The following is a 19,469-nucleotide window of genomic DNA, read 5'->3' on the forward strand; positions in this document are numbered from 1 at the left end:
CTTAATTAATGCATAAAATCCTATTAGTTGATGACGACCGTGAACTCACGTCGCTTTTAAAAGAACTGCTGGAAATGGAAGGTTTCAATGTTGTCATCGCTTATGACGGTGAGCAAGCATTACAGCAAATCGATTCATCCATTGACCTATTATTACTCGATGTCATGATGCCGAAGAAAAACGGTATTGAGACATTAAAAGAGCTACGCCAAATTCACCAAACGCCAGTCATTATGTTAACGGCGCGCGGCAGTGAATTAGATAAAGTACTGGGCTTAGAGCTCGGAGCAGATGACTATTTACCAAAACCATTTAACGATAGGGAGTTAGTAGCGCGAATTCGTGCGTTACTGCGCCGCTCAAACTGGAGCGAGCAAACTCAAGGGGACAACAGCAACACCCCAACCTTACAAGTGGATAAATTACAGCTCAATCCGGGTCGTCAAGAAGCCAGCTTCGATAACGAAATCCTTGATTTAACTGGCACCGAATTTACGTTGCTCTATCTATTAGCTCAGCACTTGGGACAAGTCGTTTCAAGAGAACATTTAAGCCAAGAAGTTTTGGGTAAGCGCCTCACGCCATTTGACCGTGCGATTGATATGCATATTTCAAACTTGCGCCGCAAACTTCCAGAACGCACCGATGGTCAACCTTGGTTTAAAACCTTGCGTGGACGCGGTTACTTGATGGTTTCTGCCACATGATCAACAGCTTAACAGCTCGAATATTTGCGATTTTCTGGTTTACCCTCGCACTAGTCTTAATGCTAGTGCTGATGGTGCCCAAGCTCGACTCTCGGCAGCTCACCGTCCTCATGGAAAGTGAGCAACGCCAAGGGGAGATGCTTGAGCAACACATCGAAGCCGAACTTGCGCAAGCACCGATGAACGACCTACTTTGGTGGCGACGGATTTCCAACGCCATCAAAAAATGGGCGCCCCCAGGGCAACGGCTGATTATCGTGACCAGTGAAGGCCGCGTGATTGGTGCGATGCCAAGTGAAATGCAGGTGATCCGCAACTTTATTGGCCAATCCGATAATGCCGACCATCCGAAGAAGAAAAAGTACGGACGCGCAGAGATTTTGGGTCCATTTTCTATTCGTGACGGTGAAGATCACTACCAACTCTATTTAGTTCGCCCGGCAAGCAGCCCACAGTCAGACTTTATTAACCTCTTGTTTGACCGACCGTTTTTACTCTTGATTGCCACCATGTTAATCAGCGCACCCCTGTTATTATGGCTATCATGGAGCTTGGCCCGCCCTGCCCGTAAATTAAAAATGGCAGCGGACGATGTGGCAAAAGGTAATTTACGCCCACACCCAGAGCTTGAATCTGGTCCCCAAGAATTTTTATCAACGGGTAACAGTTTTAACCAGATGATCAGTGCATTAGATGGTATGGTCACCGCCCAGCAGCGATTGATTTCTGATATTTCCCATGAGCTGCGCACCCCGCTCACGCGATTACAGCTAGCAACGGCATTATTACGCCGCCGTCATGGTGAGAGTAAAGAGTTGGAGCGTATCGAAACAGAAACTCACCGTTTAGATAGCATGATCAATGACTTGCTGGTTCTCTCTCGCAGTCAACATAAAAATGAAATTCTTCGCGAACACATCAAAGCCGATGAGTTATGGGGAGATATTCTGGATGATGCCAGCTTCGAAGCGGAGCAGATGAACAAAACACTGGATGTCACGTCACACCCAGGTTCATGGCCGTTGTATTGCAATCCATCCGCCATTGGCAGCGCGTTTGAAAACATAGTGCGTAACGCGCTACGTTACTCAAACACCCATATTGCGGTTGATTTCAAAGAAGAAAATAACGGTATTTTGATTACTGTCGACGATGATGGCCCGGGTGTTAGCCCTGCTGACCGTGAGCATATCTTCCGACCGTTCTATCGCACCGATGAAGCTCGCGACAGAGAAACCGGTGGTACAGGGCTTGGCTTAGCGATTGTTGAAACGGCAATTTCCCAACATAAAGGTTGGGTAAAAGCTGACGATAGCCCACTAGGTGGATTACGCCTACAGATTTGGCTGCCAGAACACGGGCGCTAATCTTGCATGATGAAGGTCTTTGGTACCCATGTGCCAAAGACCTTTTTATATATCAGCCATATATTCCTATTCTATTTCGCCTAATATCCACTCCCCTACTCAATCTGACAGATAATTAACTTATTCATATTCACAAACAGTAATGAAATTAGTGTCTCAAACATTTTTCGATATTTGCCCCTACGGGTTTACCACATATACTTGTAAGTCAGAAATAGCTCAGACAATTCTTATAAATATTATATTTCAGTGATTATATCGTTATTCGAGTAATTATCTTTTTCTACACCACAAGTGCGTGTTCTATTTAGATATTAATAACATACATCAAGTTACCGCTGTGATTATCATTATTTTTTATACTATCTAGCCATATGTATGCTTTTTCTTGACTATCAGGTTGTCCGCTAAGTATAGATACCAGCCAAAGCAATATACCGCCAAATGTGAAATTAATGATTTTTGATAGTGATATATATTAAGAAGTCACTTAATGGTTTCAAAAAGGTGATCAGATGATTACAGGTAAAGTAGTGATTTTTAGGCGTCTCACACCGATAGTCACCCCGAAACTTTAGTGCTATTATTAAGGGCTTTTGATTGATTGTGCTTACGGCACGAGCCAACCGATAAGGGAAGACTATCATAAGCAGTGTTTATCAATTGAGCATTTCTGCAAAAAATGCAGTATTTTCAATTAATAAACACTAAATTTTGAAATTCAATGGCGCTCTGGGACCCGATAACCCAGTGCGGTAGCTATGGGGTTTTTGTTGATATTTTTGTTAATTGTAATGACTTTAGAATATATATCTCAATGATAAATTTTCGATTAAATATTTATAGCTAAAGAGTACGATTAATTCATAATAATGTTAATTGAGCGAAGTTAATTACGTAAAATTGAAGCTCAATAATAAAAGATTGGGGATTTAAAAGTGAAGGGCATTATTTTAGCGGGTGGTTCAGGAACGAGATTATATCCAATCACCATGGGCGTATCGAAACAATTACTCCCTATTTATGATAAACCAATGATTTATTATCCGCTTTCAGTTTTAATGTTAGCGGGCATTCGTGAAACACTCATTATTACAACCCCAGAAGATCTAGAAAGTTTCCAACGTTTATTAGGCGATGGGTCGCAATTCGGCATCTCTCTTCAATACGCAGTACAGCCTAAACCAGAAGGCTTAGCCCAAGCATTTATTATTGGTGAAGAGTTTATTGGCAATGACAGTGTTTGCTTAGTGCTTGGTGATAATATCTTTTGGGGACAAGGTTTCTCTCCTAAATTACTCCATGCTGCAAGCACCAAAGATGGCGCAACTGTATTTGGCTACGAAGTGCCTGATCCTGAACGCTTTGGAGTTGTTGAATTCGATGAAAACTATAATGCGGTTTCAATTGAAGAGAAACCTCTAAAACCAAAATCCAAGTATGCCGTCACTGGCTTATATTTTTATGATAATGATGTCATTAATATTGCCAAAAATATCCAGCCCTCAGATCGTGGTGAATTAGAAATCACAACCGTCAACCAAATTTATCTCAAAAACAAAAAACTTAAAGTTGAATTATTAGGTCGTGGGTTCGCTTGGTTGGACACTGGCACACACGATAGCCTCTTAGATGCGTCTAGCTTTGTAGAAACTATTGAAAAACGCCAAGGTTTTAAAATTGCGTGTTTAGAGGAAATTGCCTTTAGACAAAAATGGCTAACAGCAGAACAAGTATTAAAAACAGCAAATAAATTCCGTAAAAATAATTATGGGCAGTATTTAATTAACCTCATTGAGAAAAGAAATGAAATTAATTAACACCATTGAATTCAAGAAACTCGGAGATGAGCGAGGTTCATTAATTTCATTGGAGCAACATAAAAACATTCCATTTGAAGTAAAAAGAATCTATTACATTTTTGGCACTAAAGAAGGCGTTTCTCGCGGTTTTCATGCACATAAAGAATTAAGACAACTCGCTGTTTGTGTCAGGGGAAGCTGCCGCTTTATTATGGATGATGGTAAAAATAAGGAAGAATTAGTCCTTGATTGCCCTCATAAAGGCTTACTGATTGAGCCAATGCAATGGCATGAAATGCATGATTTTTCAGAGGATTGTATCATCGTAGTATTAGCTAGTGACTATTATGATGAGGCTGATTATATACGTAACTATGACCTTTTCTTAAACTCATAGTAAGAATGATTAGGCATTAATATGATACTACAATCCAAAACGATCAGATTACGAGCTGTTGAAGAAAGTGATGCTGAATTCATCCTATCCTTAAGAATTAATACTACATATAATAAATTTTTATCTTCAGTACAGAATGATGTAGAAAAACAAAAAGATTGGATAAGAAGCTACAAAATAAAAGAAAGAAATAAAGAAGAATTTTATTTTATCATTGAAACATTAGATAAAACACCTTGTGGCACAGTTAGAGTTTATGATTTTCAAGATAACTCTTTTTCTTGGGGAAGTTGGATTCTCAACGAAAAAAAAACCAGAACAGCTGCTATAGAAAGTGCCTTGCTAGTATATATTTTTGGTTTTGAAGTATTGGAATTTTCACATTGTCATTTTGAAGTAATGAAAGGCAATGAAAAAGTAATTTCATTCCATGAAAAGTTTAATGCCACTCAAATAGATGAGGATGATGAACATTATTATTATGAAATAAAACCCAATGACATCATAAACATTAAAAATAAATTTAAAAATTTCATCAAATAGGCAAAAAAATGATTCCATTCTTAGATTTAAAATCAATCAACCAACAATATCAAAAAGAGTTAAAACAAGCATGTGAACGCGTTATTGATTCTGGTTGGTATATTATGGGTAAGGAACTCGAAAGTTTTGAGAAAAACTTTTCTGACTATTGTGGAACAAAACACACCCTAGGTGTTGCCAACGGACTTGATGCACTGACTCTTGTACTAAGGGCATGGAAAGAACTTGCCAAAATCAAAGCCGGCGATGAAGTGATTGTGCAGGCAAACACTTATATTGCTTCTGTGTTAGCCATCACTGAGAATGACCTTGTCCCAGTGTTTGTTGAACCAGATGCGGATAGCTATAACCTTTCAATCAGCAATGTAAAAGCTGCAATTACAAGTAAAACTAAAGTTATCTTGCCTGTTCATTTATATGGACAAATTTCACCGATGCAAGAAATTATGGCATTAGCGAAACAACATAATTTATTAGTTCTAGAAGACTGCGCACAATCTCATGGAGCTATGATTGATGGAATCAAATGTGGTAATTGGGGTGATGCTGCGGGCTTTAGTTTCTATCCTGGCAAAAACCTTGGGGCTTTAGGTGATGCTGGTGCAATCACAACCAATGATGATGAATTAGCAAATACACTAAAAGCTTTACGTAACTATGGATCACATCAAAAATATTTAAACCTTTTCCAAGGTGTAAATAGTCGATTAGATGAAATTCAAGCAGCAATGCTAAATGTGAAATTAAAATATTTAGACAAAGACACAGAAATTCGTCAGAAAATTGCGCTGACTTACCTTGAGAATATTAATAACCCATTAATTAAATTACCATTCACCGCGAGCGAATATAAGCAAAAAACTCAAAGCCATGTTTGGCACTTGTTTGTCATTGCAACCAAACATAGAGATGCACTACAAGCTTATTTAAATAATTTAGGTGTACAAACATTAATTCACTACCCTACCCCACCTCATAAGCAACAAGCCTACAAAGACTTTAATCACCTATCATTACCAATCACTGAAGCCATCCATCAAGAGGTTCTCAGTATTCCTATTGGGCCAACAATAGACAGAGTTGAAATTGATAGAGTCATAAGTTCACTCAATGGATGGTTGATTTGAACTTTACAAAAATAACCATACTGAGTGGTCTTGTCACAGCACTTCGTTTATTTTCCGGATTATTAATTTCAAAAGTCGTTGCGATTTATACGGGTCCAGCAGGCGTCTCAAATTTAGGCCAGTTACAGAGTTTTGTCACATTTGTGAATGGTTTTATTGCATCTCAAGTATCTCAAGGGGTCAACCGATACTCCGCTGAAAATAAGTATAATTATGACGAAGCAAAAAAGTACTGGATAGCATCAACTAAGCTATCAGTCACGGCTTGCTTTTTTATTATGTCTTTGGGAATTATTTTTTCAAAGAGCTTGTCTGATTATTTGTTTCAAAATGAGTCCCTTTTTTGGCTAATAATATTAGCACTATCAGTACTTCCACTTAATATTATCAATAACATTTTCTTGGGTGTTTTGAATGGATTAGGAGATTATAAAAAATTCTTTGTCGCTAATATTTTTGCTATTATTTCTTCTTTAACATCGATGGTAATTTTAGTTTATCTTTTTGGATTGAATGGTGCCCTTATTTCAGCAGCTTTAAATAATGCAATTGCTGGTTTATGGCTAATATTCTTGATCATGAAAAAACCATGGTTTAAGTTAAGATATTGGTTTGGTTCAACGCCTAAGAAGCAACTCATAGATATGAGTAAATATTTTTTAATGGGAATAATTGGGGCTCTCACAGGTCCTGTTTCTATAATTATTGTACGTACAATACTAACAAATGATTTTTCAATAGAATTTTCTGGCTATTGGCAAGCTGTTACTAAAATATCTGAAGCATACTTAGCTGTATTAACTACAGCTATGACAGTCTATTATTTCCCCAAAACTGCATCAGCCAAAACTGTTTCTGAACACCTAAACATACTTGCAACTGGGGCGAAGGTTGTTATTCCTCTATCTATCATAATGGCTTTATGCATCTTTATATTGAAAGACTTTATTATAAGTTTTTTATTTACTAAAGAATTTATTCCAGCTCGAGAACTTTTTTTATTTCAAAATATTGGTGACTTTTTTAGGATCTGTAGCTGGCTATTTGCAACTATACTACTTGCAAAGGGATATTTCTTAATCAACGCAAGCTTAGAAATTTTCATCTCGATCTTATTTCCTACTCTCGTGAAATTGTTAATTTCTAGCTACGGATTTTCTGGTGCTAGCATAGCTTATTGTTGCACTAATTTAATCTATTTATTATGCACTATGACAATATATTATTGGTATATTAAGCATGAGGTCAAATAATGCAATTCATTAGAAACAAATTAGGCATTATTATTCCAGCATATAATGAAGAAAAAAACATAGGCAAAATATTAGAATCACTAGAACATCAATCTATATGTGACTTTGAGGTTATTGTGGTTGATGATGGATCATCTGATGAAACAGCTACCATCGTCAAAAATTATAAGTCTAAGCGATATAGCTTGACACTACTTCAACAAGAAAACAAAGGCGCTGCATTAGCGAGACTGGCCGCTATAGAAAAAAGCACATCTACGTTTATTGCAGTGCTTGATTGTGATGATAGTATAGCTTTTGATACTCTAGAAAAAGCTTTAATACCCATATTGAAAAATAATGATATTGATATTTCATTATTTAAGCTACATTATGTTAATTCTATTTGTGATGAAAAAAGTGTAGTTTTTAATTATTATACTACTAAAAAACTTTTAGATGGCATTGATGTATTTGAAAACTGTATAAAACATTGGGGTGTGCATGGTTTCGGCATCTATAGAAAAGAATTAATACTAAAAGCTTACAAAATTTATAACGAAATAAATGAACTCAACCAAAATTTCTTAAATAATGACGAAGTTATTTCTAGAATAAGCTTTGATATTTCAAATAAAATTGCAATTACAGATGGAAGTTATTATTTTGTTAATAACCCAGAATCAACTACTCGGAGGATAAATTTCAATTACTTTAAAATCATTAATAATGCATTCATTTTATTGGATTACATTAAAGAAAAAAGAGAAAAAGGCGAATTCTCAGATGTATCTAACAATATTAATAGCTTAATCATCAGTACCATTTGGGGAGTAACTATAAGATATATAAAGTGGAATAAACATCTAAGTAGAGATGAACGGTTACAGTGGAGACTAGCTATTAATCAAAGTCTCAATCAAGTGAAAAAACTTAAATTAAATAGAACGTTAAAAGAAAGTTTTAAATTATTAGTTATTAATTCATTAATCAAAAAATAATTCCCATGAAAGTTACAATTATAATTGCTTGCTACAATGCAGAGAAATATATTAAAGAAACACTAGATTCCTGCATTAACCAAAGCTATAAAGACATCCAAATAATCATTACTGATGATTGCTCCCAAGATAATAGTATTTCTGTTGTCAATGAATGGTTGGATATAAGAAAAAAAACTCATCCTAATATTGAGTGTACTCTTGTATGTAATGAATCTAATAGAGGGATCCCTGCAAATTGTAATGCTGGTTTAAGATATGCGAAAGGTGATTGGATTAAATTTTTAGGCTCAGATGACCTCCTACACATAGATGCAATTAGTAATTTCATTAGTCATATTAAATCTGATCCTAATAAAGAATCTCTAGGAGCAGTGTTTACATATTTCAAAACATTTGGTAACGCTATTGTATCAAAAAAATACCCGCTACCATGGACTCGATTAATAAGCGCCATGCCCCCATCAATTATAAAGAAAAAGTTGTCAAATATACAGTTTAGTAATTTAGCTCCAGGTGCATTCATCCAAAGAAAATTCATTCAATCTTTTGATACAAACTATCGTCTTTTAGAAGATCTACCTTTCTGGCTGCAATTAATAAATAACAATATAAAAACTAATTTTTATGATTTTATCTCAGTAAGTTATAGAATTCACTCCAACCAGGTTACATCAAGAGAAAATAAAATGAACAAAATGCTATATAGTGACTTGGTTTTTTTAAATAAAATGCGCCTATTTAATAAGGATTATATAGGTTATGTCCACAATAGTTTTAATTTATTTTGCGACAAAAGAAACCTTAAATACTTGAAAATAATAAATCCGATAAACATTATGATAAAAATAATTGACAAGGTTTTCTCAAAATAATGTTCCTGCTAATTAACTCAGTGTTATTATTGATTATCTCTATTTTTTGGCCTAGGTTTAATTTTAATTCAAAAATAATGGTAAGAACTATTATTTATATATGGCTGATTTTTTCATTCTCATTTTTTTATTTTAATGGCATGGACTGGGCTATTTATTTTGGGAAATTTAAAAGTAATGAAGAAGCATTTTCATCCTTTGAGCCTGGGTTTGTCATTTTTTTCAAAATTTTATTATTTTTTAGTTCCGAAAATTTCGGATTAACTATAGTTTATTTTTATTCAATCGCTTTCGGTATTCTTTTATCTTCACTTTCTAAGTACAAAGCTAATGAACCATTTTTTATTGCTATATTGATCATTGTTTGTGGACATACATTAATATTAGAACAACTGAGACAATTTTTGGCTTGTCTAATAGTCTTTCCTAGCATAATTGAATATCAAAAAAATAGCTCATTAAAGAAATTGTCCTTCCGTGTGATCTTTGCCGCTTTATTTCATGCTTCTGCACTTATTCTTCTCCCTGTAATTTTGCTTTGTAGAATAAAAAAACAGCATTTATTTATTCTATCAAGCATTCTGTCGGTTTTATTTATTATTATCTTATTAATAAATGGTCATCACCTATTATTTACCTTAGGGGATTTAAATTTTATCTTTATTAAGCTATCATATTATTTAGAAAAAAACCCAATAACAATTCAGATGGGATGGCAAAATTTATTTACTCTTACCTTTATTGTCACATATATATTGACAAGTGAGGAATTAGAGGCGAATGATAACAAGCTATTTTTACGAATTATTTTTGTCGGTGCTACCATTTTAACATTTAGTGGAATGGTTCTATTTTTCAATCGTTTTTCTTTTTATTTTATTTTCATAATAATTTATCTTGCATCAAGTCACAATCACACATATGGAAAAAACAAAAAGTCACAAAGAGCAAAAAAGATAATAATTTTTAGCTATTTTTCCCTGTTTGTTTCTTTGAATTTCCTTTCATACTTTCGAAATGACTTAGCTCCTATAAAATTCGACAATTTAGACCTACATTTTTTTGAATTATTTGATGATAATTATCTCCAAATACACTCTGAAATTATTTTATCCAAACAAGTAGTTGGTAATAAATGAACAATCTGAAATTATTATTCATAGTCACCGGATTAGGCATGGGTGGTGCTGAAAAACAAGTATGTTCACTTGCAGATAAACTATCCCAGCAAGGCCATAGAATTACAATTATTAGTATTTCAGATGGGGAAATTTTCATAGTTCCCAAAGGTAAAGGTATTGAAATAATATCTCTAAATATGAAAAAAGATATTCTTAGTTTTTTAACATCAATGAGGAAACTAAAAAATATAATAAAAAATGAACGGCCAGACATTGTTCACAGCCATATGGTTCACGCCAATATATTTTCTCGCTTACTCCGTCTATTTATAAAAATACCAGTATTAATATGTACAGCGCATAGTAAAAATGAAGGAGGGAAATTGAGAATGTTCCTCTATCGAATCACCGATAGATTGGCAACAATATCCACCAATGTTAGCCAAGAAGCTGTTGATGCTTTTATTGAGAAAAAAGCAACCAAACCAGGTCGAATGATTCCTATTTATAATGGTATAGATACAAATGTTTTTTCTTATAATGATATCATTAGAAAAAAAATACGTGACGAACTGAATTTAGATAATGAAACCCCTCTCATATTGGCAGTTGGTAGATTAACTGAAGCTAAAGACTACCCCAATTTATTACATGCCTTTGCAAACCTAAATTCACCTAAAAACCCTAAGTTAGTGATTATTGGTGATGGTGAAGAAAAAGAAAATTTACAGCAAATAGCATACAACCTAAACATATCTGAAAATGTTATATGGTTGGGAATCCGACATGATGTACAGGATTGGATGTCTGCCTGTGATCTATTTGTATTGTCTTCTGCTTGGGAAGGATTTGGGTTAGTCGTTGCCGAAGCAATGGCTTGCGAACGTTTAGTTATCGGAACAAATTCAGGTGGTGTTAAAGAAGTTATCGATAAATATGGAGTAGTTATTCCCCCTAAAGATGTACCAGCATTAACATCTGCAATGACTCAATATTTAGCCTTACCTAACCATGAGAAAAAAGTTCTAGGTTCACAAGCCCGCAAACATATTGTAGATACCTTTTCTCTCGAAAAAACTAGTCAAGAATGGTTAAATCTCTATACTCACCTTCTAAAAAAACATGAATAAAAAAATAGCTATTGTTATCACAAAATCTGAAATCGGTGGTGCTCAAACATGGGTACTAGAGTTATATAACATATTAAAACCCACCCTTGATGTATATTTAATAACATCGGAAAAGGGCTGGTTAACAAATTACTTCCCAATTGAAAATACATTCATTCTTCCTGAATTGGCAAGTACCAAAAAACCATCTTGTATCTTTAAAATATCAAGCATTCTCAAAAACAATAATATTGACACTGTTATTTCAAACTCAGCTAATGCTGGTCTATATGCTCGTTTAGCTAAATTATTAAAACCTCACAATCATATATATGTCTCCCATGGTTGGTCCTGCATATATAACGGCGGAAGATTTAAAAATATTTTTTGTTGGATTGAAAAGTCATTATCAATGATTTCAAATACAATTCTTTGTGTTTCCGAGCAAGATAAAAAAAATGCCATTAATATCATCGGAATCAGTAAAAATAAAATTTCTGTTATAAAAAATAGAATTTCTCCGCTAAGAAGAAAAGAAAAAGTAAATAATAGGTTAAAAGCTCTTTTTGTAGGGAGAATGGTACATCCTAAACGAGCTGATTTATTTATTGAAGCAGCAAAAAAATCACCATCTGTAGATTTTTATTTGGTTGGTGATGGGCCTCTACTCGAAAATTTGAAATCACAATATTCCGATAAACATAAAAATATATTCTTCTTAGGCGAAATTAATAATTTTGATGCTTATTATGATTTTGACATCTTCGTTCTTTGTTCCGACAGCGAAGGATTACCAATGTCAGCCATAGAAGCAGGTTCCGCCGGCTTACCATTAATCTTAAGTAATGTCGGTGGATGTTCTGAACTTATATATCCCTCCGATAATAAGAGTAATGGATTATTAGTGAATAATGATCTGGACAGCTTACTCAAGGCATTGACAGAAATATCAGAAAATTACTTAGCCTATTATGATTGTGCACAAAATACGCGGCATCAATTTAATATTGAATCTGTCGCACATGAATACATCAAATTAATTCAAGGATAATAATTAATGCTAACTATCATCGGTGGTTCCGGTTTTATCGGAACACGTCTGTCAAACCAATTAAAATCTCAAAATATCGATTTCAAAATTGTTGATATTGAAAAAAGTGAAGCTCATCCTGAAAAATGGGAATTTGGCGATGTCACCAAACCAGAAACGCTTATTGACCCACTGAAAGGTAGTGACGTTATTATCAACCTATCAGCAAAACATAAAGATAACGTTCACCCTATTAGCCTTTACTATGAAGTGAACGTTGATGGTGCCAAAAACGTCTGTAATGTCGCTGAAAAATTGGGTATCAAACATATTGTTTTCACTTCATCGGTTGCTGTTTATGGCTTCGTTGAAAAAGAAACCGGGGAAGATGGCGAATATCATCCATTTAACCACTATGGTAAATCTAAGTTAGAAGCTGAATACGTTTACGATGCATGGCAGGCAAAATCTGCGAACAACGTCTTAGTCACGATTCGTCCAACCGTTGTATTTGGTGAAAATAACCGTGGTAACGTTTATAACCTATTCCGTCAAATTGCGTCTGGTCGATTCTTAATGATCGGTTCTGGTAATAACCAAAAATCAATGGCCTATGTAGAAAATATTGCAGCGTTTATTACATTCGCAACCACCTTCACTGAAGGAAAGCATGTATTCAATTACATCGATAAGCCTGATTTTACGATGAACGAATTAACAACGGTCATTTGTGGTGCCCTTAATAAGCCAAAATCTAATATCCGCATTCCATATCCAGTTGGGATTTTAGGTGGCTACTGTTTTGACGTGCTTTCTAAACTGACGGGCAAAGAATTCCCAGTGAGTAGTATTCGTGTGAAAAAATTCTGTGCTCGTACACAATTTAAATCAAACTATATTGGAAATACCTCTTTTGTTCCGCCAGTGACTTTGGAACAAGGTATCGCGAATACCGTTCAATACGAGTTTAAATAAATTCAGAAAAGTTTGTAAATAGGACTCAACCATGAACACCTCCAGCGTTTTAGTCACCGGCGGTCTTGGCTATATCGGTAGCCATACCTGTGTACAAATGATCCAACAAGGTATTCAACCGATTATTTTGGATAACCTACATAATGCCAATCTTGAAGTGCTTAATCGCATCGAAAACATCACGGGAACTAAACCGACGTTCTACCAAGGGGATGTGCGTAATAAGGCCATTTTGGATACCATTTTTGCCCAGCATTCCATTAGCTCAGTCATTCACTTTGCGGGTCTAAAAGCGGTTGGTGAGTCTGTTGAAAAGCCAATTGAGTACTATGATGTGAATGTCAATGGCACCTTGGTTTTAGTACAAAGTATGCAGCAAGCAGGGGTCAAAAGCTTAATTTTTAGCTCCTCGGCGACAGTATATGGCGACCCAGAAGAAGTACCACTGACCGAAAATTCAAAAGTTGGTGGAACCACTAATCCATACGGCACCAGTAAGTATATGGTAGAGCGGGTCCTAACTGATTTACATATCGCAAAAAATGAATGGTCAATTACCTTGTTACGCTACTTCAACCCCGTTGGTGCTCATCAATCTGGACTAATTGGTGAAGACCCTCAAGGTATCCCAAATAACTTAACGCCTTATATTGCTCAAGTTGCTGTTGGTCGCCATAAAGAAGTGATGGTATTTGGAGATGACTACCCAACTCCTGATGGAACGGGTGTGCGTGATTATATCCATGTTATGGATTTAGCGGATGGTCATATTGCTACACTGACCCATACCAGCCAAAAATCAGGATTACATCTTTATAATCTTGGCACAGGTAAAGGCACGAGTGTTTTAGAAATGATTGCTGCCTTTGAAAAAGCAACGAATAAGCCAATTCCATATAAAATTGTTGCGAGAAGATCTGGTGATATTGCTGAATGTTGGTCTAGTCCTGAAAAAGCATTGAGTGATTTAGGTTGGAAAGCACAATATTCCGTACAAGATATGGTTGATGACAGCTGGCGCTGGCAGTCTAAAAACCCTAACGGTTATAAATAACCGCAGCTATATATGATTTTCTAGACTAACTGACAGTATTCACAGTCCACTTCCAGATTAATTTTTTTAACTAAATCAATCTCTAAAAAAGCATTATTAGAATTGTTTTTTATATCCCCTATCCGATAGGGGATATAAACAAATCTTAGTACTATTATTTACATTCTTTATTTGAAAAATCGACAATTAAATAATCATCTTTCTTATAAATACTAAATGTTTGTGATTTGTAAATTTTCTCAAATTCACAAAAGTTATTTTTATAATCAATTAACTCTCCCTGTATCACACCTGGATATATTTGTTTTATTCCATACAAGTCCATATATCTAAAAGGACCAAGCCAGTTATAATAATAATCAACAACTATTGTTTTTAGTAATGGATAATTTAAAGATGAATTAGAGAAAACTGGTGACTTAGGTGATTCTCCATTAAAAATAACTTTCACACTTTCGTTTTTAATATTTTTAGTCGCATCCTTAAACTCAATAGCAACATTTTTATTCATATCATTTTGCATATTCAAAGAGTTTCCATATGAATATACAAATGTGAATATATAAAAAGTAGATATTATTGATATTATCATGGGGATGGTTTTTAATTTCACTGCCTTATACAATAAAAATATTGTTAATAAAAAATATGCATTAATTCCTATGTAGACTCTCGCAAATGTTTCCAATGAATTAGATAAAAACAACAACGACCCCATAGATGCTATAATACTTAGGAATGGAACGATAATTGACAATATCAAAATTGAAAGCATAACATATTTATTCGAATTTGAAATGTTTCTTATGTGATATTTAGTAGAGATAATTATTGATGACACTATATTTATAGATACAAATGCAATGATTAGCCACTTTCCATTTTCTGCAATTATATTTCTCTCAAAAAAAATATAATAAGTATTTGCATTATTTAATATAGTATCCATGATACTATTCGATATACCAGGGTGATGAGATGCATTATCATTAACATGTGTTGATGGTAGAATAATTAACATATAAACAATAGTGCCAAATATAAGTGACAGTAGTTTTACCGATACCTTCTTTATAATCTCATATGCTTGTATATCTTTCGTTAATAAATAAAAAAAATAAATAGAGATAAATATAGCAGCTATATTTATTGATGGTTGATAAAAACTATAAACAAAACAAATTGCAGCGCCACTTAAAATAAGCTCAATGATTTTATTTTTCAATTCAATAAATAAAAATAAAAAACAAAAAAATATAGAAAAAGTTATTGTAAGAGAGTCGAATCTATATGTTAGTGGCTCAAAAATAAATGGCGAAAAAAGAAATGAAATAGGAATAATAAATGACTTCAATGAATCATCAAGAAATTTCCACCTGAATATTGAAAATGATATTGCAAGCATAACACAGCTCGTTAAAAGTGGAAGAGGTGCAAGGTCAGATAGATGCCCATTAAAATTGAATAAAATCATTGCAATATCGGACATAGGCCTTCCATCTATGCCCCAAAACGTATATCCATGAGTAGCCCTAGTTAAATCATCAATGTAATACACATTAGCTAATATAATCGGGAAAACCAATAAGATTAAAAGTAATAAATAATATCGAATGCTTTTTTGAAAATTTATTTCTAAGATCATTTTTTAGTTGCCTTTAATAAGTATTTAGGTCTTTTTTTACTTTCTATATAAATTCTACCAATATATTCACCAAGAACCCCAATCCCAATAAGCTGAACTCCACCAAGAAATAAGATAGAAACTAGTAATGATGGATAACCTGGGACTGGATTTCCCCAAATAAGCTTATCAAAAATCATCCAACCTCCATATACAAATGAAAGGCTAGCAACAAACAAGCCAACATATGTCCATACTCTCAATGGAAATGTAGAAAAACTGGTTATTCCTTCAAGAGCGAGATTCCATAGCTTCCAGCCATTGAATTTTGATTCACCAGCTGACCGTTCTGCTCTGGTATATTCCACAATATCGACCTTACCACCAACCCAAGATAGTACACCTTTCATAAACAAATTTCGTTCTGGCAGTAGTCTAATATTCTCTACCGTCTCACGAGACATGAGTCGAAAATCACCAACATTATCTTCAATCTTAGGTGTACTGATTTTATTATGTAGCTTGTAGAACCAATCTGCTGTTTTACGTTTTAACCACCCATCTGTTGATCGGTCAGTTCTTTTCGCAAGCACAACATCAGCGCCCTGCTGCCATTTTTCAATAAGCAAAGGGATAATACAAATAGGGTCTTGAAGATCAACATCAATAGGAATGATAGCCTCCCCTGTTGCATGCTCTAATCCTGCAAATAATGCGGGCTCTTTACCAAAGTTTCGAGTAAAGCTAAGTGGCTTCACTAAGCCATCAGCAATAGCTAATGCATTAATGATACTTTCAGTTGCATCCTTACTGCCATCATTAATGAATACTATTTCTACTTCGTATTTTATTAATTCTTCATGCTCACGGACAGCCTTGTAAAAAAGAGGAATTGCATCCTCTTCATTAAAGACAGGAACCACTAAAGAAATCCTCATTACTATATTCCTTTAAAAACAAAATATTTTGAGTATAAAAAACCCAAGACAAGACTAATTGTAGAGAATAGAATCAGTGTAACTGTCGGGATAATATTGAATCTATCGGAAAAGTATCCCGTTAAATAACTTAATACTCCCATGAATACCACAAAAGCAATATATCTTCCACCCGTAGCTTTCTTATTAAATGTAAATTTTGCATTAACAAAAAACGAAAAAGTTACTGCGCTAAGAAAAGCAATCAAGTTAGCAGTTGCTTGCGCCATAAATATAGAATAAACAAGTATCGTAAATATGAGCCAATGTATAGCAGTATTGACAAGACCAACAGAAAAATATCGTAAAAACAATCGAATCACCTAACCTATTAATAACTAATTTTCATAGTTTAACATTAATTAATTTGTACCAATAGCACATTGTTTACTCAGCAACATCATAGTCATCTAATTAAAAACGTCCTCTCTATCGAGCCACCTGCTCGCTTTTTTACGCCCTCAATTTTCCCCCTATTGCCCCCACCCCCACGCAATTGGTGCATCTTTCCAAATTTGCGCGTAAACTCTGCATCATCTTTTTTCATCCCGACCAATAGCCGTTAACGTTATGCCACATATTGTTTTATTCGAACCTGAAATCCCACCCAATACTGGGAATATCATCCGCTTATGCGCCAATACAGGCTTTAGTCTGCACCTGATCCATCCCCTCGGTTTTACTTGGGATGACAAACGCTTACGCCGTGCAGGGCTAGATTACAGCGAGTTTGCGGATATCAAACATCATCATGACTATTACGCATTCTTAGAAAGTGAAGGGTTAAATCCTGATAATAATCAATCGCCAACAGGCGCTCGTGTGTTTGCGTTAACCACCAAAGGTAAGCCGAGCCACAGCAATGTGAGCTATCGGGAAGATGATTATTTGATGTTTGGACCAGAAACCCGCGGCCTACCGCCGTATGTTCTCGACAATATGCCAATCGAGCAGAAAATTCGTATCCCGATGCTGGCTGAAAGCCGCAGTATGAACCTGTCTAACTCGGTCGCCGTTGTGGTTTTCGAAACTTGGCGCCAGCTTGGGTATCCAGGTGCACTGCTGAAAGATTAGTTTAGTTTGCTTATGCCGCAGGCTTGATTTAGAACAAATCTTGAACATCATTTAAGTTGCTGCTAGACTTGTACAATAAATAGTACAAAATAGGTATCATACAATGAAAACCATTTCCTTTAGTGATGCGAGAAGCAATTTGAAAGCCGTGCTTGATAGAGTTGTTGATGATATGGATACGACGATTATAACCCGCCGTGATTCTGAAGCGGCTGTAGTTATGTCCTTGGAATACTACAATAGTTTAATGGAAACCATCTATCTATTGCGCTCTCCTGCAAATGCAGAGCATCTCAACAAGTCCATCGAGCAATTTAAAGCGGGTAAGATTTCAGAGAGAAAGCTAATCAATGAGTAGACTTCTAACATGGACGGATCAAGCTTGGGATGATTATCTATACTGGCAAAGCCAAGATAAAAAGACATTAAAGCGGATCAATAAACTCATTGAAGACACAAAAAGAACGCCATTCAGCGGTATAGGTAAACCAGAGCCACTAAAAGAAAACTTAGCTGGCTTCTGGTCTCGTAGAATAGATGAAACGAATAGGCTAGTTTATGCAATCGAAAATACCGCACTAGTCATCATTGCCTGTCGCTATCATTACTAACTTTATTTAAATCCCATCCCCGCCTTCAAAACCATCAACGTTACCATTAAAGTTTTGATCCATCTCCAGTGATGGTTTATCGCTTGTTGGCTTACCGACAATACGCGCAGGAACTCCCGCCACTGTGGTATGAGGAGGAACAGGGTGCAACACCACGGAGCCCGCACCAATTTTTGCGCCGCGACCAATTTCAATATTGCCCAGAATTTTAGCGCCAGCGCCAATCATCACCCCTTCACGTACTTTAGGATGACGGTCGCCACAGGTTTTACCGGTACCGCCTAGCGTAACAGACTGAAGAATAGACACATCATTTTCGACAATCGCCGTCTCACCAATAACGATCCCCGTCGCGTGGTCGAGCATGATCCCGCAGCCAATACGGGCAGCAGGGTGAATATCGACCCCAAAAGAGACCGAAATTTGGTTTTGCAGGTAAACGGCCAACGCTTTACGCCCTTCACCCCATAACCAATGCCCAATACGATAGGCTTGTAGGGCGTGAAAACCCTTCAAATACAGCAGTGGCGTAGAATATTTATCAACCGCAGGGTCACGTAAACGGACAGCAGAAAGATCCATCGCCGCAGAAAAAATCATCTGCTCATCATTACGATAGGCTTCTTCCACAATTTCGCGGACTTCCATTGCGGGCATAATTGGCGAACTCAACTTATTCGCCAACATATAGCTAAGTGCACTACCGAGGTTGTCATGCTTCAGTAATGTCGCGTTAAAAAAACTGGCAAGTAAAGGCTCACAGTCAGCAAGCGCCTTGGCTTCTTCCTTAATGTAACCCCAAATTCTATCCAGTTCTTCACGCGACATAATGGCTCTCTTCTA

The 19,469-nt window shown here is 35.5% G+C and carries 21 protein-coding genes; 17 read left to right on the forward strand and 4 right to left on the reverse strand.

Annotated features, from left to right (window positions below; genetic code table 11):
• The first annotated feature begins 8 nt into the window (after positions 1–8).
• From cpxR to galE, 14 genes are all read left to right on the forward strand, one after another.
• Complete coding sequence (gene cpxR, locus H0913_RS18270) at positions 9–707, forward strand: envelope stress response regulator transcription factor CpxR (protein WP_006660535.1); 699 nt, start codon at positions 9–11, stop codon at positions 705–707.
• Positions 704–2,074 (forward strand): envelope stress sensor histidine kinase CpxA, encoded by a 1,371-nt coding sequence (gene cpxA, locus H0913_RS18275; RefSeq protein WP_036950809.1) that lies wholly within the window; start codon positions 704–706, stop codon positions 2,072–2,074. Before cpxR ends, cpxA begins: the two co-directional genes overlap by 4 nt.
• A 938-nt stretch (positions 2,075–3,012) precedes the next feature.
• A complete protein-coding gene (gene rfbA / locus H0913_RS18280; RefSeq protein WP_181477718.1) occupies positions 3,013–3,894 on the forward strand; it encodes a glucose-1-phosphate thymidylyltransferase RfbA in 882 nt (293 codons plus the stop codon).
• Entirely contained in the window at positions 3,881–4,273 is a 393-nt protein-coding gene (locus H0913_RS18285; protein ID WP_181477719.1) for a sugar 3,4-ketoisomerase, read from the forward strand. Before rfbA ends, H0913_RS18285 begins: the two co-directional genes overlap by 14 nt.
• Positions 4,274–4,294: 21 nt before the next feature.
• Complete coding sequence (locus H0913_RS18290) at positions 4,295–4,816, forward strand: GNAT family N-acetyltransferase (RefSeq protein WP_181477720.1); 522 nt, start codon at positions 4,295–4,297, stop codon at positions 4,814–4,816.
• Positions 4,817–4,824: 8 nt separating this feature from the next.
• Positions 4,825–5,943, forward strand: a complete 1,119-nt coding sequence (locus H0913_RS18295) for a DegT/DnrJ/EryC1/StrS family aminotransferase (RefSeq protein WP_181477721.1) — start codon at positions 4,825–4,827, stop codon at positions 5,941–5,943.
• Positions 5,931–7,196 carry an O-antigen translocase gene (locus tag H0913_RS18300; RefSeq protein ID WP_181477722.1) on the forward strand — a complete coding sequence of 422 codons (1,266 nt, stop codon included), beginning with the start codon at positions 5,931–5,933 and terminating at the stop codon, positions 7,194–7,196. Before H0913_RS18295 ends, H0913_RS18300 begins: the two co-directional genes overlap by 13 nt.
• On the forward strand, positions 7,196–8,176 hold the full coding sequence (locus H0913_RS18305; protein ID WP_181477723.1) for a glycosyltransferase family 2 protein: 981 nt from the start codon (positions 7,196–7,198) through the stop codon (positions 8,174–8,176). Before H0913_RS18300 ends, H0913_RS18305 begins: the two co-directional genes overlap by 1 nt.
• Before the next feature lie 5 nt (positions 8,177–8,181).
• On the forward strand, positions 8,182–9,051 hold the full coding sequence (locus tag H0913_RS18310; protein WP_181477724.1) for a glycosyltransferase family 2 protein: 870 nt from the start codon (positions 8,182–8,184) through the stop codon (positions 9,049–9,051).
• A gap of 140 nt (positions 9,052–9,191) precedes the next feature.
• A complete protein-coding gene (locus H0913_RS18315) occupies positions 9,192–10,190 on the forward strand; it encodes an EpsG family protein (protein ID WP_232368804.1) in 999 nt (332 codons plus the stop codon).
• Positions 10,191–10,228: 38 nt separating this feature from the next.
• Positions 10,229–11,302 carry a glycosyltransferase gene (locus tag H0913_RS18320; protein WP_232368805.1) on the forward strand — a complete coding sequence of 358 codons (1,074 nt, stop codon included), beginning with the start codon at positions 10,229–10,231 and terminating at the stop codon, positions 11,300–11,302.
• Entirely contained in the window at positions 11,295–12,332 is a 1,038-nt protein-coding gene (locus H0913_RS18325; protein ID WP_181477726.1) for a glycosyltransferase, read from the forward strand. The genes H0913_RS18320 and H0913_RS18325 overlap by 8 nt, the downstream gene beginning before the upstream one ends.
• 6 nt (positions 12,333–12,338) lie before the next feature.
• Positions 12,339–13,286, forward strand: a complete 948-nt coding sequence (locus H0913_RS18330) for an NAD-dependent epimerase/dehydratase family protein (protein ID WP_181477727.1) — start codon at positions 12,339–12,341, stop codon at positions 13,284–13,286.
• A gap of 31 nt (positions 13,287–13,317) precedes the next feature.
• Complete coding sequence (gene galE, locus H0913_RS18335) at positions 13,318–14,340, forward strand: UDP-glucose 4-epimerase GalE (protein ID WP_181477728.1); 1,023 nt, start codon at positions 13,318–13,320, stop codon at positions 14,338–14,340.
• A gap of 154 nt (positions 14,341–14,494) precedes the next feature.
• Here the strand turns inward: galE and H0913_RS18340 are convergent, their stop codons facing one another.
• The 3 genes from H0913_RS18340 to H0913_RS18350 are packed head-to-tail and all read right to left on the reverse strand — an operon-like array spanning position 14,495 to position 17,264.
• The gene (locus tag H0913_RS18340; RefSeq protein ID WP_181477729.1) at positions 14,495–15,985 is read right to left on the reverse strand and encodes a glucosyltransferase domain-containing protein; all 1,491 of its coding nucleotides are present in this window, start codon (positions 15,983–15,985) and stop codon (positions 14,495–14,497) included.
• Complete coding sequence (locus H0913_RS18345) at positions 15,982–16,902, reverse strand: glycosyltransferase family 2 protein (protein WP_181477730.1); 921 nt, start codon at positions 16,900–16,902, stop codon at positions 15,982–15,984. Before H0913_RS18345 ends, H0913_RS18340 begins: the two co-directional genes overlap by 4 nt.
• Positions 16,903–16,904: 2 nt before the next feature.
• Positions 16,905–17,264 carry a GtrA family protein gene (locus tag H0913_RS18350; protein ID WP_181477731.1) on the reverse strand — a complete coding sequence of 120 codons (360 nt, stop codon included), beginning with the start codon at positions 17,262–17,264 and terminating at the stop codon, positions 16,905–16,907.
• Positions 17,265–17,511: 247 nt separating this feature from the next.
• Here H0913_RS18350 and trmL point away from each other — a divergent pair, with 247 nt between their 5' ends.
• The 3 genes from trmL to H0913_RS18365 all read left to right on the forward strand — a co-directional run bounded on the left by trmL (position 17,512) and on the right by H0913_RS18365 (position 18,626).
• Positions 17,512–18,015 carry a tRNA (uridine(34)/cytosine(34)/5-carboxymethylaminomethyluridine(34)-2'-O)-methyltransferase TrmL gene (gene trmL / locus H0913_RS18355; protein WP_006660558.1) on the forward strand — a complete coding sequence of 168 codons (504 nt, stop codon included), beginning with the start codon at positions 17,512–17,514 and terminating at the stop codon, positions 18,013–18,015.
• Between the two features lie 103 nt (positions 18,016–18,118).
• Complete coding sequence (locus H0913_RS18360) at positions 18,119–18,373, forward strand: type II toxin-antitoxin system Phd/YefM family antitoxin (RefSeq protein ID WP_006663215.1); 255 nt, start codon at positions 18,119–18,121, stop codon at positions 18,371–18,373.
• Positions 18,366–18,626, forward strand: coding sequence for a Txe/YoeB family addiction module toxin (locus H0913_RS18365; RefSeq protein WP_181477732.1), 261 nt, complete (start codon positions 18,366–18,368; stop codon positions 18,624–18,626). The genes H0913_RS18360 and H0913_RS18365 overlap by 8 nt, the downstream gene beginning before the upstream one ends.
• Before the next feature lie 6 nt (positions 18,627–18,632).
• Here H0913_RS18365 and cysE read toward each other — a convergent pair whose 3' ends face one another.
• Complete coding sequence (cysE, locus tag H0913_RS18370) at positions 18,633–19,454, reverse strand: serine O-acetyltransferase (protein WP_036950776.1); 822 nt, start codon at positions 19,452–19,454, stop codon at positions 18,633–18,635.
• Between the last annotated feature and the right edge of the window lie 15 nt (positions 19,455–19,469).

This window comes from Providencia rettgeri (assembly GCF_013702265.1).
GTDB classification, from domain to species: Bacteria; Pseudomonadota; Gammaproteobacteria; order Enterobacterales; family Enterobacteriaceae; genus Providencia; species Providencia zhijiangensis.

Excerpts from the sequence above, each read along its gene's own strand:
- H0913_RS18330 (WP_181477727.1), top strand. The coding sequence starts at position 12,339 with ATGCTAACTATCATCGGTGGTTCCGGTTTTATCGGAACACGTCTGTCA.
- H0913_RS18325 (WP_181477726.1), top strand. The coding sequence starts at position 11,295 with ATGAATAAAAAAATAGCTATTGTTATCACAAAATCTGAAATCGGTGGT.
- H0913_RS18295 (WP_181477721.1), top strand. The coding sequence starts at position 4,825 with ATGATTCCATTCTTAGATTTAAAATCAATCAACCAACAATATCAAAAA.
- trmL (WP_006660558.1), top strand. The coding sequence starts at position 17,512 with ATGCCACATATTGTTTTATTCGAACCTGAAATCCCACCCAATACTGGG.
- H0913_RS18290 (WP_181477720.1), top strand. The coding sequence starts at position 4,295 with ATGATACTACAATCCAAAACGATCAGATTACGAGCTGTTGAAGAAAGT.
- H0913_RS18300 (WP_181477722.1), top strand. The coding sequence starts at position 5,931 with ATGGTTGATTTGAACTTTACAAAAATAACCATACTGAGTGGTCTTGTC.
- H0913_RS18345 (WP_181477730.1), bottom strand. The coding sequence starts at position 16,902 with ATGAGGATTTCTTTAGTGGTTCCTGTCTTTAATGAAGAGGATGCAATT.
- H0913_RS18320 (WP_232368805.1), top strand. The coding sequence starts at position 10,229 with ATGGGTGGTGCTGAAAAACAAGTATGTTCACTTGCAGATAAACTATCC.
- H0913_RS18310 (WP_181477724.1), top strand. The coding sequence starts at position 8,182 with ATGAAAGTTACAATTATAATTGCTTGCTACAATGCAGAGAAATATATT.
- H0913_RS18315 (WP_232368804.1), top strand. The coding sequence starts at position 9,192 with ATGGACTGGGCTATTTATTTTGGGAAATTTAAAAGTAATGAAGAAGCA.
- H0913_RS18360 (WP_006663215.1), top strand. The coding sequence starts at position 18,119 with ATGAAAACCATTTCCTTTAGTGATGCGAGAAGCAATTTGAAAGCCGTG.
- cysE (WP_036950776.1), bottom strand. The coding sequence starts at position 19,454 with ATGTCGCGTGAAGAACTGGATAGAATTTGGGGTTACATTAAGGAAGAA.
- H0913_RS18365 (WP_181477732.1), top strand. The coding sequence starts at position 18,366 with ATGAGTAGACTTCTAACATGGACGGATCAAGCTTGGGATGATTATCTA.
- H0913_RS18340 (WP_181477729.1), bottom strand. The coding sequence starts at position 15,985 with ATGATCTTAGAAATAAATTTTCAAAAAAGCATTCGATATTATTTATTA.
- galE (WP_181477728.1), top strand. The coding sequence starts at position 13,318 with ATGAACACCTCCAGCGTTTTAGTCACCGGCGGTCTTGGCTATATCGGT.
- cpxR (WP_006660535.1), top strand. The coding sequence starts at position 9 with ATGCATAAAATCCTATTAGTTGATGACGACCGTGAACTCACGTCGCTT.
- H0913_RS18305 (WP_181477723.1), top strand. The coding sequence starts at position 7,196 with ATGCAATTCATTAGAAACAAATTAGGCATTATTATTCCAGCATATAAT.
- H0913_RS18285 (WP_181477719.1), top strand. The coding sequence starts at position 3,881 with ATGAAATTAATTAACACCATTGAATTCAAGAAACTCGGAGATGAGCGA.
- cpxA (WP_036950809.1), top strand. The coding sequence starts at position 704 with ATGATCAACAGCTTAACAGCTCGAATATTTGCGATTTTCTGGTTTACC.